The following is a 15,693-nucleotide window of genomic DNA, read 5'->3' as shown; positions in this document are numbered from 1 at the left end:
GGGCGACCCGGTGGGTCGCCCTGGGCGAGGCACCGCCTCGCCCCTACACCGCCAGGATTCATTCGCGAGGAATACCTTTTATGCTCTCCAAATACGAAACCGTCATCGGCCTCGAAGTTCACGTCCAGCTCACCACCGCCACCAAGATCTTCTGCGGCTGTTCAACGCGCTTCGGCGCGCCGCCCAACAGCCAGACCTGCCCGGTGTGCCTGGCCCTGCCGGGGGCGCTGCCGGTGCTCAACGGCAAGGCGGTGGATTTCGCCATCCTCGCCGGCCTGGCGACCCACTGCCGCATCGCGCCGCGCTCCATCTTCGCGCGCAAGAACTACTTCTACCCCGATCTGCCCAAGGGCTATCAAATCAGCCAGTACGAGCTGCCCATCTGCGAGCACGGCCACCTGGACATCAGCCTGGAGGGCGGCGCCACCAAGCGCATCGGCATCACCCGCATCCACATGGAGGAGGATGCCGGCAAGTCCATGCACGGTGAAACGCCGGAGACCTCGGCGTCGTCTTTCGTCGATCTCAATCGCGCCGGCACGCCGCTGCTGGAAATCGTTTCCGAGCCCGACATGCGCTCGCCCGAGGAGGCCATCGCCTATCTCAAGAAACTTCATCAGATCGTGGTCTACCTCGGCGTGTGCGACGGCAACCTGGAGCAGGGCTCCTTTCGCTGCGACGCCAACGTGTCGGTGCGGCCGCGCGGCCAGGAGGCCTTCGGCACTCGCGCCGAGATCAAGAACATCAACTCCTTTCGCTTCATCAAGCAGGCCATCGAGTACGAGGTCGAACGTCAAATCGAGTTGGTCGAGAACGGCGAGAAGGTGGTGCAGGAAACCCGCCTCTTCGATCCCGCGACGGGCGTGACGCGCTCCATGCGCGGCAAGGAGGATGCCCACGACTACCGCTACTTCCCCGATCCCGACCTGGTGCCGTTGGTGGTGGACGAGGCCTGGATCGCGCGCATGCGCGAACAAATGCCCGAGCTGCCCGAGGCGCGGCGCGCGCGCTTCGTCCGGGACTACGGCATTCCGGAATACGACGCCGAGGTGCTTACCGCCGAGCGCGCCCTCGCCGATTACTACGATGCCTGCGTCAAGCTGCACGGCGGCGGCAAGGTGTGCGCCAACTGGGTGATGGGCGAGGTGATTCGCGGCCTCAACGAGCAGGGCATCGGCATCGCCGAATGCCCGGTGCGCCCGCAGATGCTGGCCGGCATGCTCCAGCGCATCGACGACGGCACCATCTCGGGCAAGATCGCCAAGACCGTCTTCGACGAGATGTGGCGCAGCGGGCGCGACGCCGACACCATCATCGCCGAAAAGGGCCTCAAGCAGGTCACCGACACGGGCGCCATCGAGGCCATCATCGATGAAATCCTCGCCGCCAACCCCGGCCAGGTCGAGGAATACCGCGCCGGCAAGGAGAAGGTGTTCGGTTTCTTCGTCGGCCAGGTGATGAAGGCCAGCAAGGGCAAGGCCAATCCGGCGGCGGTCAACGACCTGCTGAAGAAAAAACTCGCGGGAGGCTAGACCATGTCCATCAAGCCCATTTTGTTTGAAAACGGCGTCGTGAGGATGCTCGATCAGCGCCTGCTGCCCACCCGCGAGGTGTGGAACGACTACCGCGATTTCCAGGGCGTCGCCGAGGCCATCACCACCATGGTGGTGCGCGGCGCCCCGGCCATCGGCGTGGCGGCGGCCTTGGGGGCGGCGCTGGGCGCGCGGGACATCCAGGCGGACAATTTCACGGCATTTGCCGCCGAATTGGACAAGGTCTGCGCCGTGCTGGCCGCTACCCGCCCCACCGCGGTCAACCTGTTCTGGGCGCTGGATCGCATGCAGGCCTGTGCCCGCGCGCATCGCGACCTGGCCGTGCCGCAACTCAAGGCGCGGCTGCTTGCCGAGGCGTGCGAGATGGCCGCCGAGGACGAGCGGCTCAACCGCGCCCTGGGCGCCAACGGCGCGCCGCTCATCGGCGACGGCGCGCGGGTGCTGACTCACTGCAACGCGGGCGCCCTGGCCACCGGCGGCTACGGCACGGCCCTGGGGGTGATCCGCGCGGCGGTGGCCCAGGGCAAGACCCTGATGGTCTATGCCGATGAAACCCGACCCTTTTTGCAGGGTTCGCGGCTGACCGCCTGGGAACTGATGCGGGACGGGATTCCCGTGACCCTGATCTGCGACAACATGGCGGGCTACCTGATGAGCAAGGGCGAGATCGACTGCGTCATCGTCGGCGCCGACCGCATCGCCGCCAACGGCGACGTCGCCAACAAGATCGGCACTTACACGGTGGCGGTGCTGGCGCGCGAGCACGGCATCCCCTTTTACGTGGCGGCGCCGGTGTCCACCATCGATCTGCGCATCGCCGACGGCGGCGGCATCCCCATCGAGGAGCGCAGCGCCCGCGAAATCACCCATGTCGGCGAGCAGCGCCTGGCACCGGAATCCATCGGCGTGCGCAATCCCGCCTTCGATGTCACCCCGGCGCGGCTGGTGAGCGGCATCATCACCGAGCGCGGGGTGGTGACGGGCAACTATCTCCAGGGGCTCAAGGATCTGGTGGAGAAGGGGGCTGAATGACGGATTCTCTCATCGCCGGGGCGCTGGCGGCTTGTCGGCAAGGCGATGAAGCTCGTCTTGCCGGGTTGCTCGGGGAGTTGGGTTACGACGACGGCCGGCGCGGCGCGACCAACCTGGTGCTCATTCATCGGCAACTGAATGCCGAAAACCTCTTGGGCGATCTGCTCAAGGACGCCCTGGCGACCGCCTGTCCCGACGACGCCCTCAACTTTCTCGAACGACTCGGCAATTCCGCGGAGCACGAGGATCTGGCCAAGGTTCTGCAACACGCCGCGAGCCGCCGCCGGCTGCTGCGGATTCTCGGCGCCTCGCCCTTTCTGGCCGGCATTCTCTGCCGCGACGGCCATTATCTGCGGCGTCTGCTGGTGGAGGAGGATCTGCTGCGCGTCAAGCAGGGTGCGGAAATGGCCGCCGAGTTGCGCGCGCTCATCGGCGACGAGGTGGATTTCGCCGGCTTGCAGGCGGGCCTGCGCAGCTACAAGCGCCGCGAAATCCTGCGCATCGGCGGGCGCGACCTGTGCGGGCTAGCCGATCTGGTGGAGACCACCGCGGCCCTCGCCGACCTGGCGGGTGCCTGCCTGCATCGCGCCTACGAGGTCTGCGATCTTCTGCTGCGCCAGGAGTTCGGCGCGCCCCGGCTGGAGGGCGATGAGGGCGCGGAGCCCGAATTCACCGTGCTCGGCATGGGCAAGTTCGGCGGGCGCGAACTCAATTTCTCTTCCGACATCGACCTGATTTACGTCTACTCCTCCGAGCGCGGCGAAACCGCCGGGATTTCCGACGGGCGCGGCGGGGTGCGCAACCGCATCGGCCTGCACCAGTATTTCGTCAAGTTGGCCGAGCTGCTCACCCGCGCCATCGGTCAGGCGACGGTCGACGGCTTTGTCTTCCGCGTCGATCTTAATCTGCGGCCCGACGGCAGCCGGGGCGAGATGGCCATTTCCCGGCGCGGCGCCGAAGTCTATTACGAAAGCTGGGGGCAGAGCTGGGAGCGCGCCGCCATGCTCAAGGCACGTCCCGTGGCCGGCTCCCTCGCCCTTGGCGAGCGGCTGCTCAAGGAACTCGATCCCTTCATCTACCGGCGCTACCTCGATTACGGCATGGTCGAGGACATCAAGACCATGAAGATGAAGATCGACCACAACCTCGCCCGCCAACGCGAGGGCGATCTCAATCTCAAGCTCGGGCGCGGCGGCATCCGCGAAATCGAATTTTTCATCCAGGCCCTGCAACTCATCTACGCCGGGAAGAATCCCCGCCTGCGCGAGCGCAACACCCTCCAGGCCCTGGATCTGCTGTGTCGCGAGGGGCTGATCCGCGAGGAGGATCAGCGTCACCTGCGCAATGCCTATGTGTTTCTGCGCACGGTGGAGCACCGCATTCAGGTGGTGCAGGAGCGCCAGACCCACAACCTGCCGAAAAAGGACAGCGAGCTGCTGCTTCTTGCCCGGCGCAGCGGCTTTGCCGATCTGCCGTCTTTTCAGCAGGCGCTGGAGGGTCATCGCCTGGGCGTGCAGGCCATCTATCGCGACCTGTTTTTTTCCGGCGAGGAAAAGATCCGCGAGGAGGTGCGCCCGGAAATCGCCTTTCTCTTCGATGCCGGCGCCGAGCCCGATCTGGTCAAGGACATGCTCGAGGAACGCGGCTTCAAGAATGTCGAGGGCGCCTACGACAACCTGCTGCTGCTGCGCGACGGCGGCTCCCATACGCATCTCACCGAGCGCAGCCGGCGGATCCTCGAACGCATCGCGCCCCTGCTCCTGCAGGAAGTGATCGACACCCCCGAGCCGGACATGGCCCTCAACAGTCTGGTGCGCTTTCTCGGGGCCCTGCGCGCCCGTTCGACCTTCTATGCGCTGCTCGCGGAAAATCGTGAGATCATCCGTCTGCTGGTCAATCTGTTCGGCACCAGCCAGTTTCTCTCGCGCATCTTCATCCAGCATCCGGAAATTCTCGATGCCCTAGTGTCGCGGCAGAACGTGGTGATCCGCAAGAGCAAGGAGCGCCTGCGCGCCGATCTGGGCGAGCAACTGGCGCGCGGCGAGGATTACGAGGCCAAGCTCGATGCCCTGCGGCGGTTTCGCAACGAGGAGTTCCTGCGCATCGCCTTGCATGATCTGAGCGGCGAGCTGAGCCTCGCCGAGGGCACCCAGCAGCTGTCCCTGCTCGCCGACGTGTGCCTGGAGCAGGCGGTGGAGATCGCCCGCGCCGAGCTCCTGCCGCGCTACGGGGTTCCCCTGCTCACCGATGAGGCGGGGGGCGCGCGCGAGGCGGCCTTTGCCATCGTCGGCATGGGCAAGCTCGGCGGCCATGAGCTTACCTATCATTCCGACCTCGACATCATTTTCATCTACGAAGCCGACGGCCACAATGCTCCGGCGACGGACGGCGATCCGGAGCGGTTTCGCGAGCTGACCAACCAGGAATATTTCTCGCGCCTGGCGCAGCGCGTGATTTCGGTGCTCACCCTGCAGACCCGCGAGGGTCATGTGTACAAGATCGATACGCGCCTGCGGCCTTCGGGCAACCAGGGGCCGCTGGTCACCAGCCTGCCCGCCTTCGAGCGCTATCACCAGGCCAGCGCCGCCCTCTGGGAGCGTCAGGCCCTGACCAAGGCGCGGGCGATCACCGGACCGCCCGAGTTTGCCCAGCGCGTCGAGGAGATCTGCCGGCAGCAGGTGTACGGGCGCCCGGTGCCCGCCCAGCTCAAGGACGAAATCTATCGCCTGCGCGGGCGCATGGAAGCCGAGATCGCCCGCGAGAGCGCCGAGCACTTCAACATCAAGACCGGGCGCGGCGGCATGGTCGATGTGGAATTTCTCGCCCAGTACCTGCAACTGCTCCACGGCGGCGCCAATCCCGAACTGCGCACCGCCGGCACCACCCAACTGCTCGGCGCCCTGAGCCGCGCGAAAATCCTCGACCCCTCCGAATTGCAGGCTCTGGGCAGCGGTTATGTGTTTCTGCGCCGCCTGGAGAACAAGCTGCGCCTGGTGCACGACCAGTCCATCAACGATCTCTCCGGCGAGCGCGGCTACCTGGTCAAGCTCGCCCGGCGCCTCGGCTACCCCGAACGCCCCGTGCGTCCCGACCAGGCCTTCCTCGCCGACTACCGCCGGGTCACGGACAGCATCCGCGCCATCTTCGAGCGCCACCTGGGGCCGGGGGCGCAGGCCGGGGCGAAGGATTGAGATTGCCCCGAAAGCAGGCGATCGTCCGCTTTTTGGGGAAGTGTTTGGGGCTTGGTTGAATTGAAAAATCGAGCGGAGGGCTGATGAGCATGCGCGAACTAAGTGCTTTGAAAGAGTTGATACTGTGTCTGGTTCCAGACGATGGTTCGAGCATCGGCAACCAGGCTCTCAAGGAACGATTTCTTGCGCGGGCCAAGGACATCGGCCAACCTGTCGATGCCCCCCGTTTTGACGAACTGCGCGAATTGCTTGTTGCCGAAGGATTGTTGCTCAAGGGTAAGGGCCGTGGCGGTTCCGTCCGCCTGGCCGAACCTACCGAGGAATTTTCCCTCCGGGTACAAGAGGCGCCCCCCGAGAAACCCCTTTCCTTGTCATCGCCCAAGCCCAACACGGCGAAACCGACTCCAGTTTCTCGAAAAACCACCGAAGAGACACAGGTTCTCTCCTACCGTCATCTCGACAGCCGCAAGAACAATCCCGAGGTCGGCATGGTCAACGAAGCCACCGACCCGGCGCAGAAGCCCACCGTCTGGCGCTACGACCCCCACCTCGACCCGGTGTTGCAGTTTGACGTCGGCCGAGTGGCCATCGAAAAGCTCATCGACGACGCCCTCGCCTCGGGCGACGACGCCACCATGCGCGCCGCCCTCGAAGAGCTGAAGCGGCTGCAGTCGCCCTACCTCGCCTGGACCGGCAAGGCCGAACGCACCAGCTTCGCGGTCGATACCGTCTCGCTGCACGTTCACGAGCGCATCGATCCGATGAGCATCCTCTCCGCCGTGCGCAAGAAGATGAAGGAAGGCCGCGCCGGCAAGGCCCGACCGATGGTGCAGGCCGGGCTGTTCGACGCGCCTTTCGAGAGCCTGCCCCTGCGCGACGCCATCGACTTCTACCGGCACGACAAGGGGTGGTCGAACCGGCTGGTGGCCGGCGATTCGCTGCTGGTGATGAACTCGCTGCTGCAGAAGGAGAGCATGGCCGGGCAGGTGCAGATGATCTACATCGACCCGCCCTACGGCATCAAGTACGGCTCCAACTTCCAGCCTTTCGTCGGCAAGCGCGACGTCAAGGACCGCAAGGATGAGGACCTGACCCAGGAACCGGAGATGATCAAGGCCTTCCGCGATACCTGGGAGTTGGGGATACACTCGTATCTGACCTACCTGCGCGACCGGCTGTTGCTGGCAAAGGAGTTGCTGAGCGAGTCGGGGAGTGTGTTTGTGCAGATTTCGGATGAGAATGTTCATCTTGTCCGGAATCTGCTGGGTGAAATATTTGGCGAGGACAATTTTGTAGCGCAAATAGCCTACAAGACATCAGTTGGCCTGGGCTCTTCCTTTCTTGACCGTGTCAACGACTATGTGGTGTGGTTTGGGAAAAACACGAGCAGGCTGAAATATCGACAACTTTACATTCCTCTGGAGCTTGGCGAGGAAGGGGCGACAAGGTATTCATACGCCCAGCTACCTGATGGAAGAGTTCTTCCCTCAAGCGGAATAGAGGAAGGTGCCAGCGAGGGAATAAGATTCTTTACTGACCAGGGACTTACTAGCCGCACCGGTAGCGAGGGCACGAGTTTTCAAGTTGAACATCAAGGAGTGAATTCGGCACCTACAGCGGGTGGTTGGAGGACTGGCCAAGACGGCATGCGGAGGGTTGGGCGGGCGAATCGAATTCTTACAACTGGCAAAGGTAAGCTCCGGTTCAAGAAGTTCTTTGATGATTTTGGTGCAATTGCCTATACAAATTTTTGGGCTGATACAGGTGGTGGGATTCAAAGTCGAACCGATCCGAAAATCTACGCTGTTCAAACGGCAACAACTATAATCGAACGCTGCCTCCTCATGACCACCGACCCCGGCGACCTGGTCCTCGACCCGACCTGCGGTTCCGGGACCACCGCCTTTGTCGCCGAGAAATGGGGCCGACGCTGGATCACCTGCGACACCTCGCGGGTGGCGGTGACCCTGGCCAAGCAGCGGCTGATGACCGCCAGCTTCGACTATTTTGAACTGAAGTATCCCCACGAAGGACTCAAGGGGGGCTTCATCTATAAGACCGTCCCCCACGTCACCCTCAAGTCGATCGCCAACAATCCGGAGATCGACGAGATTTACTCGCGGATGCACCCGGCGGTTGAGGCGGCGTTGGGGGATTTGAGCGCCGCCCTTTCACCCTCCCCCCAACCCCCTCCCATGAAGGGAGGGGGGGCAAATGCGGCGAAGGTTGCTCCCTCTCCCCTCGTGGGAGAGGGTCGGGGAGAGGGGGGATTGAAGGAATGGGACGTCCCCTTCGACTTCCCCGCCGACTGGCCCGAAGCCGCCCGCAAGCCCTTCGACGCCTTCCACAAGGCCCGGCAGACGATGCAGGCGCAGATGGATCGCTCCATCGCCGCCCACGCCGACCAGGAAATCCTCTACGATCAGCCTCAGCCCGACAGGAACAAACTGCGCATCACCGGGCCGTTCACCGTGGAGGCGGTCCCCTTCCCGACCGTTCTCTCCCTCGACGAGGCCAAACCGGCGGAGGAGGCCGATGTCGCCATTGCCCGCTCGGGGGAGTCGTCCCGCCAGCACCAGTGGCGCGACGAGCTGCTCAAAACCGGCATCCGCGGCAAGGGAGGGCAGATGCTCCGCTTCGCCGAGCTGGAAACCCTGCCCGGCACCCGCTACCTGCACGCCTCGGGTCATTTGGACAGCGGTGAACGGGTCGTCGTCTCCTTCGGGCCCGAGCACGCGGCCCTGGAGCAGCGGCAGGTGGAGCTGGCCCTGCGCGAGGCGGGCGAGCTCTTTCCGCTGCCGAAGATGATTGTCTTCTGCGCCTTCACCTTCGACCCCGAAGCGGCCAAGGACATCGACCAGCTCAAGGGCATCACGGCGCTCAAGGCGCAGATGAACACCGATCTGCTCACCGAAGATTTGAAAAAAGCCCGCTCCAGCAACCAGAGTTTCTGGCTGATGGGCCAGCCCGACGTCGAAGTGCGCAAGATTTCCAACCCCACTTTGAAAAAGGGGGGTGCGAGCGAAGCGAGCGGGGGGATTTGGTACGAGGTCGAGGTGCACGGCTTCGACTACTTCGACACCGCCAAGGGGGCGCTGGTCTCCGGCGGCAAGAAGAAGATCGCCCTGTGGCTGCTCGACACCGACTACGACGAGCGCTCCCTTTTTCCCCGCCAGGTCTTCTTCCCGCTGGCCGGGGGCAAGGAGGGGTGGTACAAGCTGAAGAAGAACATCCGCGCCGAACTGAACGAGGAACTGCTCGATCAGTACCACGGCACCGTCTCGCTTCCCTTCGAAGCCGGCGATCATCGCAAGATCGCGGTGAAGATCGTCGACGACCGGGGAATCGAGAGTTTGAAGGTTATTTCGTTGGAGGATTGACCGATGCGCATCGAATCGATCAGGTTGAAAAATTTTCGGGCCTTCAGGGATGTCACCTTGAAGGACATACCCCCGTTTTGCGTCCTCGTCGGTGCCAACGGCACGGGGAAAAGCACTTTGTTCTCAGTGTTCGGTTTTCTGCGCGATGCGATGACGACCAATATCACCGCGGCCCTTGGTCGATTGGGGGGAAGCCGTGGTTTTCAGGAGGTTCGTACCCGTGGCTGTGACGGCCCGATTGAGATCGAACTGAAAATTCGGGCCGATCTCGGGCGCAAGGCGTCAAACCTTATTACCTACAGCCTTTCCATTGACGAGCGCGACGGCCGCCCAGTTGTGGCCCGTGAAATTCTCAAATATCGCCGGGGCAGTGGCGGGCAGCCCTGGCACTTTCTCGATTTCAGCATGGGCAAGGGCGAGGCCGTCACCAATGAGCTGGAAAAGGTCAAGGACGTCAAAGAGCTGGTCCGCGAAAGTCAGACCCTGAAAAGCCCCGATATTCTCGCCATCAAGGGGCTGGCGCAATTCGAACGATTCCCCGCCGTGGTGGCGCTGGGCAACCTGATCGAAAACTGGCATCTGTCCGATTTTCACATCAGCAAGGCCCGGCCGGAGCAGGAGGCGGGTTATGCCGAGCATCTGTCCCGTGAGGGTGAGAACCTCTCTCTTGTTATCGAATACCTTTACAAGCATCATCCGCAGGTTTTCGAGACGATTAAAGAAAAGCTAAAAGATCGGGTGCCCGGCATCACCAACGTCGAGGCCAAGACAACCGAGGAAGGGCGGGTGCTGCTCAAGTTTCAGGACGGCGCCTTCGAGGATCCGATTTTGGCCCGTTTCGTTTCGGACGGTACGATCAAGATGCTGGCTTACCTGACCCTGCTCTATGACCCCAAACCACATCCGCTGCTGTGCGTCGAAGAGCCGGAGAATCAACTTTATCCCTCGCTGCTGTGGGAGCTGGCGGAGGAATTTCGCAGTTATGCGGTGCGGGGGGGGCAGGTCTTTGTATCGACGCACTCGCCCGATTTTCTCAACGCGGTGGAACTGGGCGAGGTGTTCTGGCTGGAGAAAAACAACGGGTTCACCCAGGTCCACCGCGCCAAAGACGATGAACAGTTGGCGGCTTTCATGGCAGAGGGAGACCAGATGGGTTACCTCTGGAAGGAGGGTTTGTTCAAGGGGGCCCATCCCAAGTGAAGACCATCGTTTTCTTTTTGGAGGAACCTTCCGCCCAGGACGCTCTCGAAGGATTGTTGCCCCGGATTCTGCCGGAGGAAATAGCTGTCGAATATCTGGTCTTCGAAGGAAAGCAGGATCTGGAAAAGCGAATGGTGCGGCGGATGAGGGCCTGGCTGCGGCCGGATTGCGTTTTTGTGGTCTTGCGGGATCAGGACAGCGGTGACTGTAAAGAGATCAAGCAGGGTTTGATCGCCCGGTGCCGTGAAGCCGGCAGGCCCGATGCCCTGGTTCGCATTGCCTGCCGCGAATTGGAGTCCTGGTTTATTGGTGATTGGGAAGCAGTCAGCGTGGCTTTTGGCAATGCTAAACTTAAAGGGCTGTCCCAAAAGGCTACGTATCGGCAGCCAGACTTTTTAGGGAGTCCCGCCGCAGAGTTGAGAAAATACATCCCTGCTTATCAAAAACGGGATGGGGCGCGCCGTATTGGACGGCAGCTGGATCTTGAACGCAATGCGTCCTGCAGCTTCAGGGTGTTCGTTGAGGGTCTCCGCCGCTTGGCTGCCGGAGGCGAAGCATGAAACCCTCTACATCCCTCATTATCAACTCCCCCTACGAAGTCCCGGCCCAGCACTGGCAGCAGGCCCGCGATGGTTCGCTGTCGCTGGCTGCGCAGCGCCGGCCGGCGGGCTACGAGATTTTCGACGTGCGCAACAACACCCGGCGCACCGAGCCGCTGGCGCTGGTCAACCGCATCCGCGAACGGGTCGACGCGTGGCGCGCCGCCGGCTATCCCGGCATCACCAGCGTCACCCGGCGGCTGCTGGAGCATTGGCACGACAAGAGCGCCCGCCAGTATCCCTTCTACTTCTGCCAGCTCGAAGCGATCGAAACCCTGATCTGGTGGGTGGAGGCGGCGCCCGAGCACAAGCAGGGCATCCATATCCCCGGCGACGGCGGCGCCTGGCAGCGGCTGTGCAGCAAGATGGCCACTGGCACCGGCAAGACCACCGTGATGGCGATGGTTATCACCTGGCAGGTGCTCAACGCCCTGACCTATCCCAAGCGCAACAAGGATTTCTCGCGCGCGGTCTTCATCGTGGCGCCGGGGATCACGGTCAAGGAACGGCTGCGGGTGCTCTACCCCGGCGAGCCGGATAACTTTTACGATGTTTTCGGCCTGTGCCCCTCTGAGACCCTGCGTCAGAAACTCAACCGGCTGGAATTGCTGATCGAGAACTGGCACTCCCTGATGCCCCTCAAGCAGACCGAGCGCTCGGTGGTCAAGAAGGGAGCGGAGAGCGACGAGGCTTTCACCCGCCGGGTGCTGGGCAAGCTGGCCGCCTGCAAGGATCTGGTCGTGATCAACGACGAGGCCCATCACGCCTACCGGGTGCCGGCCGAGGTCAAGATCAGCAAGAAGCAGGCGGCGGAGCAGGGGCTCGACCTGGACGAGGCGACCCGCTGGATCGAGGGGCTCGACCGCATCCACAAGACCCGGCGCATCCAGCGCTGCTTCGACCTCTCGGCCACCCCCTTCGCGCCGACCGGCAAGGCGAGCACCGAGGCCGGCCTGTTCGGCTGGATCGTCTCCGACTTCGGTCTGAACGACGCCATCGAGGCCGGGCTGGTGAAAACACCGCGGGTGGTCATCCGCGACAACGCCCTGCCCAACACCCGGGACTACCGCTCCAGGCTCTATCATATCTATCGCGAGCCGGAAGTCGCCGACGACCTCAACCGCAAGGCCCAGGCCCACGATCCGTTGCCCAAGCTGGTGCAGGATGCCTACACGTTGCTCGGGGCCGACTGGCGCGAGGCGTTGCTGCAGTGGCGTGAGGCGGGGCACACCTCGCCGCCGGTGATGCTGACCGTCTGCAACCGCACCGAGACGGCAGCGCGCATCGAGCATTATTTTCGGCACGGCGACGGCCTCTGGCCCGAACTGCATGCGCCCGAGCGCACCCTGCGGGTCGATTCGAAGGTGCTCGACAAGGCGGAAATCGGCGAAACCGCCGGCAGCGACAAGGATTACGAGCAGGCTCTGCGGGCCATCGTGGAGGCGTCCGGCATCCCGGAAACCCGCAAGCAGCGGCTGCGGGAACTGAAGAAGGAGGAGCTGCTGCGGGAAATCGTCGACAATGTCGGCAAGCGCGGCGCCGCCGGCCAGGACCTGCAGAAAGTCATTTCGGTGGCGATGCTCTCCGAGGGCTGGGACGCGAAGAACGTGACCCACATCATGGGGCTGCGCGCCTTCACCAGCCAGCTGCTGTGCGAGCAGGTCATCGGCCGGGGGTTGCGGCGGGTGGCTTACGAAACCGATGAAAACGGCCTGTTTCTGCCTGAATACGTCAACGTCTTTGGCGTGCCCCTGTCGATCTTCCAGGAGGTCGGCGAGGGGGGCGAAGCGCCGCCCCCGCCGAAGCCGAGCACTCAGATCGAGGCGCTGCCGGAGCGGGCCGCGATGGAAATCCGCTGGCCCAATGTGCTGCGTATCGACACGGTGGTGAAGCCGGTGCTCACGGTGGACTGGGAGCAGGTCGAACCGCTGAGCCTCGATCCGGCCCGCACGCCGGTCACCGCCGAGCTGGCCCCGGCCCTCGGTGGCGCTGCCGATTTGAGCAAGGTCAAGGTGATCGACCTGGAAAAGCTGCCCGAGGGCTTCCGGCTGCAGCGGCTGACTTTTCAGGCGGCGCGCAAGACCTTCGCCGCCCTGCGCGAGAATTTCCACGGCGGCCAGGAGTATCTGGTGGTGCAGCTGATCAGACTGGTCGAGGAATTTTTCGGCTCCGACCGCCTGCATATCCCCTCGCTGTTCCATCAGGAGCCGTTGCGCAAACGCATCCTGTTCGGCCTCAACATCGACCTGATCGTGCAGCATCTGCTGCGCTTCGTCAGCGAGCAGAACCACGAATGGCTGGAACCGGTTTACGACGAGGAGTCGCCCATCGGCAGCACCGCCGCCATGCGCACCTGGTACACGACCAAGCCCTGTCACCCGACCGGCAAATCGCAGATCAGCCACATGGTGGCCGACAGCAGCTGGGAGCAGTACACGGCCAACCTGCTGGAAACCAGCGAGGACGTATCTGCCTACGCCAAGAATGACCATCTTGGTTTCCAGATCTATTATTTGTGGAACGGCTCGCGTCGGCGCTACGTGCCCGATTTCCTGATCCGGCTGGGCAGCGGCGAAACCCTGGTGCTCGAAATCAAGGGAGAGGATTCCGAGCAGAACCGGGCCAAGCGGGCGGCGCTCGACGCCTGGGTGAAGGCGGTCAACGGCAAGGGGGGATTTGGCCGTTGGCGCTGGGACGTGGTGACTGCACCGGCGCAGCTTCAGGACGTGTTCAGCCGGCACTCTGCTTAATGAAGTTGACGAAAAAATAGGGTAACTGTGTAACTCGCACTTCCGGACGCGGCGGCTTCGCATGCGGCAAAAACTCGTCTGTGACTCAAACCTTTGCCGCGGGACTCAACCGGCACGCCCAACGGTGCCTCCGTCCGTGGCAGCTGGATGGTTGGCAAATAGGTGGAATTCGCGCAAGCCGGGTGGCGGTCCACCCGGCTTGTCGCTTATTCGGGCAGGGTCTGGCCGCGGGGCACGGGGGCGAGGAAAGGGTGGAAATCCATGATGATGGCGGTGCAGTCGTCCTGGGGCGGATTGGGGGCGCCGAAGTTTTTCAGCTCGGCGAAGATCCGGTCGAGAAATTCCAGGTAGTTGTCCTCGTTGTGCATGAGCAGCTGACTGAGGCGGCGCAGGCCGAACATGTGATTGTCGGCGTTGGTCGCCTCGGAGATGCCGTCGGTGTAGAGCAGCAGCCGGTCGTTCTTCTCGAAGCGGAAGCTGCGCATTTCGATGTCCGGATTCTCGAAAAAACCGATGGGCGGGCCGGTGGAATTGAGGGTGTAGAGGTGCTTGTCGCGTCGCACCATGGGCGGCAGGTGCCCGCAGTTGATGAACTGCATCTCCAGGGTTTGGGGTTCGATGATGCCGAAGAACAGGGTCGAGGAGAAAAAGTGATCGTATTTCTGCGAGCGTTCGGCGAAGGATTGCAGGAACTGGTTGGTTTCCAGCACGGTTTCGAGGGGTGAGCAGCTCTTCAGGCAGGCGCGGTGAATGAAGCCGTAGAGCAGGCTCATGACCACCGAGGCGTGCAGGCCGTGGCCGGTGACGTCACCGAGGAACACCACCTGGCGGCCGTCGGGCAGGGTGATGAAATCGAAAAAGTCGCCGCCCAGCCCCTGAGCCATGAGATTTTTCACGCCGAAACAGCACCAGTGGCAGCTCGGCGAGCTTTTCGGCAGCAGCAGTTGTTGGACGTTGCGCGCCAGGGCCAGTTCGAATTCGCCCCCGCATTGGCATTTCATGCGCGATCTCCCGGGGTGGCAATGTGCAAAGTGTAGCGGAAATCTCCTCGGCTGCCAGTTGCCGGACTCAAGGGGTGGCTCCGCGCATGAAAATTAAGCAAGAAATGTTCCTCGGCCGATTCAGAACTCGCCTAGCTGCCGATCCAGCAGATGGCGCGGATGGACGTTGCCCAGGGCGCCGAGCAGGCTTTGGCGGATTTGGGGAATTTCCGCCTGGAGGTCGCGAATCAGCCGCTTCATGCGCTTGCGTTTCTGGTCGACCACTCCGCACACCGGACAGGCGCAGCAGATGACGGGCAGTTGTTGCCGGCGGCTGAAGGCGATGATGTCTTGTTCCTCGACATAGACCAGGGGGCGGATGACGGTGTGGCGGCCGTTGTCGGCGAGCAGCTTGGGGCTCATGGCGGCCAGGGTGCCGACGTAGAACTGGTTGAGCAGCAGGGTCTCGATGAAGTCGTCGAGGTGATGGCCGAGGGCGATCTTGTTGCAGCCCAGTTCGTCGGCCAGGCTGTAGAGCACGCCGCGCCGCAGGCGCGCGCAGAAGGAACAATAGGAGGAGCCGGGACGGCGCTTTTCCTCGATGACCTCATAGCTGTTGGTGCTCTGCATGCGGTAGGCAAAGCCGTGGCTGCGCAGGTGCTCCTCCACCACCTCCTTGCGGTAGCCGGGATAACCGGCGTCGACATTGACCGCCACCAGTTCATAGCGCACCGGCGCCTTGCGCCGCAGGGATTCCAGCACATGCAGCAGGGTGTAGGAGTCCTTGCCGCCGGAAACACCCACGGCGATGCGATCGCCGTCCTCGATGAGGTTGAAGTCGCCGATGGCGCGGCCGGTGAGTTTGCGGATGCGGCGAAACAGGCTGGTGTCGGAATCTGGCACGTGATTTTTCTCCAAAGTGGTTGATGCCGTGGTTTTTTAAGGGAAAGCGGCACGGATGGCAAGCATTTTCGCCGGACGGGCGGATGCGGAAAGGCGCGTGGGCCG

Annotated in this window: 9 protein-coding genes; 7 read left to right on the top strand and 2 right to left on the bottom strand. The window is 63.1% G+C overall.

Annotated elements, in window-relative coordinates; all coding sequences use genetic code 11:
• Nucleotides 1-80 precede the first annotated feature (80 nt).
• From gatB to QAT43_RS00900, 7 genes are all read left to right on the top strand, one after another.
• Nucleotides 81-1,532 carry an Asp-tRNA(Asn)/Glu-tRNA(Gln) amidotransferase subunit GatB gene (gene gatB, locus QAT43_RS00930; protein WP_305041145.1) on the top strand — a complete coding sequence of 484 codons (1,452 nt, stop codon included), beginning with the start codon at nt 81-83 and terminating at the stop codon, nt 1,530-1,532.
• Between the two features lie 3 nt (nt 1,533-1,535).
• Nucleotides 1,536-2,585: an S-methyl-5-thioribose-1-phosphate isomerase gene (mtnA, locus tag QAT43_RS00925; protein WP_305041144.1), complete on the top strand. Its 1,050-nt coding sequence runs from the start codon at nt 1,536-1,538 to the stop codon at nt 2,583-2,585.
• Nucleotides 2,582-5,776 (top strand): bifunctional [glutamate--ammonia ligase]-adenylyl-L-tyrosine phosphorylase/[glutamate--ammonia-ligase] adenylyltransferase, encoded by a 3,195-nt coding sequence (gene glnE, locus QAT43_RS00920; RefSeq protein WP_305041143.1) that lies wholly within the window; start codon nt 2,582-2,584, stop codon nt 5,774-5,776. The genes mtnA and glnE overlap by 4 nt, the downstream gene beginning before the upstream one ends.
• A gap of 89 nt (nt 5,777-5,865) precedes the next feature.
• Nucleotides 5,866-9,156, top strand: coding sequence for a DNA methyltransferase (locus QAT43_RS00915; protein WP_442900174.1), 3,291 nt, complete (start codon nt 5,866-5,868; stop codon nt 9,154-9,156).
• Nucleotides 9,157-9,159: 3 nt separating this feature from the next.
• Nucleotides 9,160-10,356: an AAA family ATPase gene (locus QAT43_RS00910; protein WP_305041141.1), complete on the top strand. Its 1,197-nt coding sequence runs from the start codon at nt 9,160-9,162 to the stop codon at nt 10,354-10,356.
• Complete coding sequence (locus QAT43_RS00905; protein WP_305041140.1) at nt 10,353-10,916, top strand: DUF4276 family protein; 564 nt, start codon at nt 10,353-10,355, stop codon at nt 10,914-10,916. Before QAT43_RS00910 ends, QAT43_RS00905 begins: the two co-directional genes overlap by 4 nt.
• Nucleotides 10,913-13,705 (top strand): BPTD_3080 family restriction endonuclease, encoded by a 2,793-nt coding sequence (locus tag QAT43_RS00900; RefSeq protein WP_305041139.1) that lies wholly within the window; start codon nt 10,913-10,915, stop codon nt 13,703-13,705. The genes QAT43_RS00905 and QAT43_RS00900 overlap by 4 nt, the downstream gene beginning before the upstream one ends.
• Before the next feature lie 206 nt (nt 13,706-13,911).
• Here QAT43_RS00900 and QAT43_RS00895 read toward each other — a convergent pair whose 3' ends face one another.
• Both QAT43_RS00895 and ttcA read right to left on the bottom strand, forming a co-directional pair.
• Nucleotides 13,912-14,706 carry a PP2C family protein-serine/threonine phosphatase gene (locus QAT43_RS00895; protein WP_305041138.1) on the bottom strand — a complete coding sequence of 265 codons (795 nt, stop codon included), beginning with the start codon at nt 14,704-14,706 and terminating at the stop codon, nt 13,912-13,914.
• Between the two features lie 120 nt (nt 14,707-14,826).
• Nucleotides 14,827-15,588 (bottom strand): tRNA 2-thiocytidine(32) synthetase TtcA, encoded by a 762-nt coding sequence (ttcA, locus tag QAT43_RS00890; RefSeq protein ID WP_305041137.1) that lies wholly within the window; start codon nt 15,586-15,588, stop codon nt 14,827-14,829.
• Nucleotides 15,589-15,693 lie beyond the last annotated feature (105 nt).

The organism is Geoalkalibacter sp. (genome assembly GCF_030604225.1).
Classification (GTDB): Bacteria; Desulfobacterota; Desulfuromonadia; order Desulfuromonadales; family Geoalkalibacteraceae; genus Geoalkalibacter.
The sequence above is the reverse complement of the archived record's forward strand: the minus strand, read 5'-3'. Positions and strand labels throughout refer to the sequence as shown.

What these genes read in the sequence shown, in the direction of transcription:
- gatB (WP_305041145.1), top strand. Translation starts at nt 81, where the DNA reads ATGCTCTCCAAATACGAAACCGTCATCGGCCTCGAAGTTCACGTCCAG.
- mtnA (WP_305041144.1), top strand. Translation starts at nt 1,536, where the DNA reads ATGTCCATCAAGCCCATTTTGTTTGAAAACGGCGTCGTGAGGATGCTC.
- glnE (WP_305041143.1), top strand. Translation starts at nt 2,582, where the DNA reads ATGACGGATTCTCTCATCGCCGGGGCGCTGGCGGCTTGTCGGCAAGGC.
- QAT43_RS00915 (WP_442900174.1), top strand. Translation starts at nt 5,866, where the DNA reads ATGCGCGAACTAAGTGCTTTGAAAGAGTTGATACTGTGTCTGGTTCCA.
- QAT43_RS00910 (WP_305041141.1), top strand. Translation starts at nt 9,160, where the DNA reads ATGCGCATCGAATCGATCAGGTTGAAAAATTTTCGGGCCTTCAGGGAT.
- QAT43_RS00900 (WP_305041139.1), top strand. Translation starts at nt 10,913, where the DNA reads ATGAAACCCTCTACATCCCTCATTATCAACTCCCCCTACGAAGTCCCG.
- QAT43_RS00895 (WP_305041138.1), bottom strand. Translation starts at nt 14,706, where the DNA reads ATGAAATGCCAATGCGGGGGCGAATTCGAACTGGCCCTGGCGCGCAAC.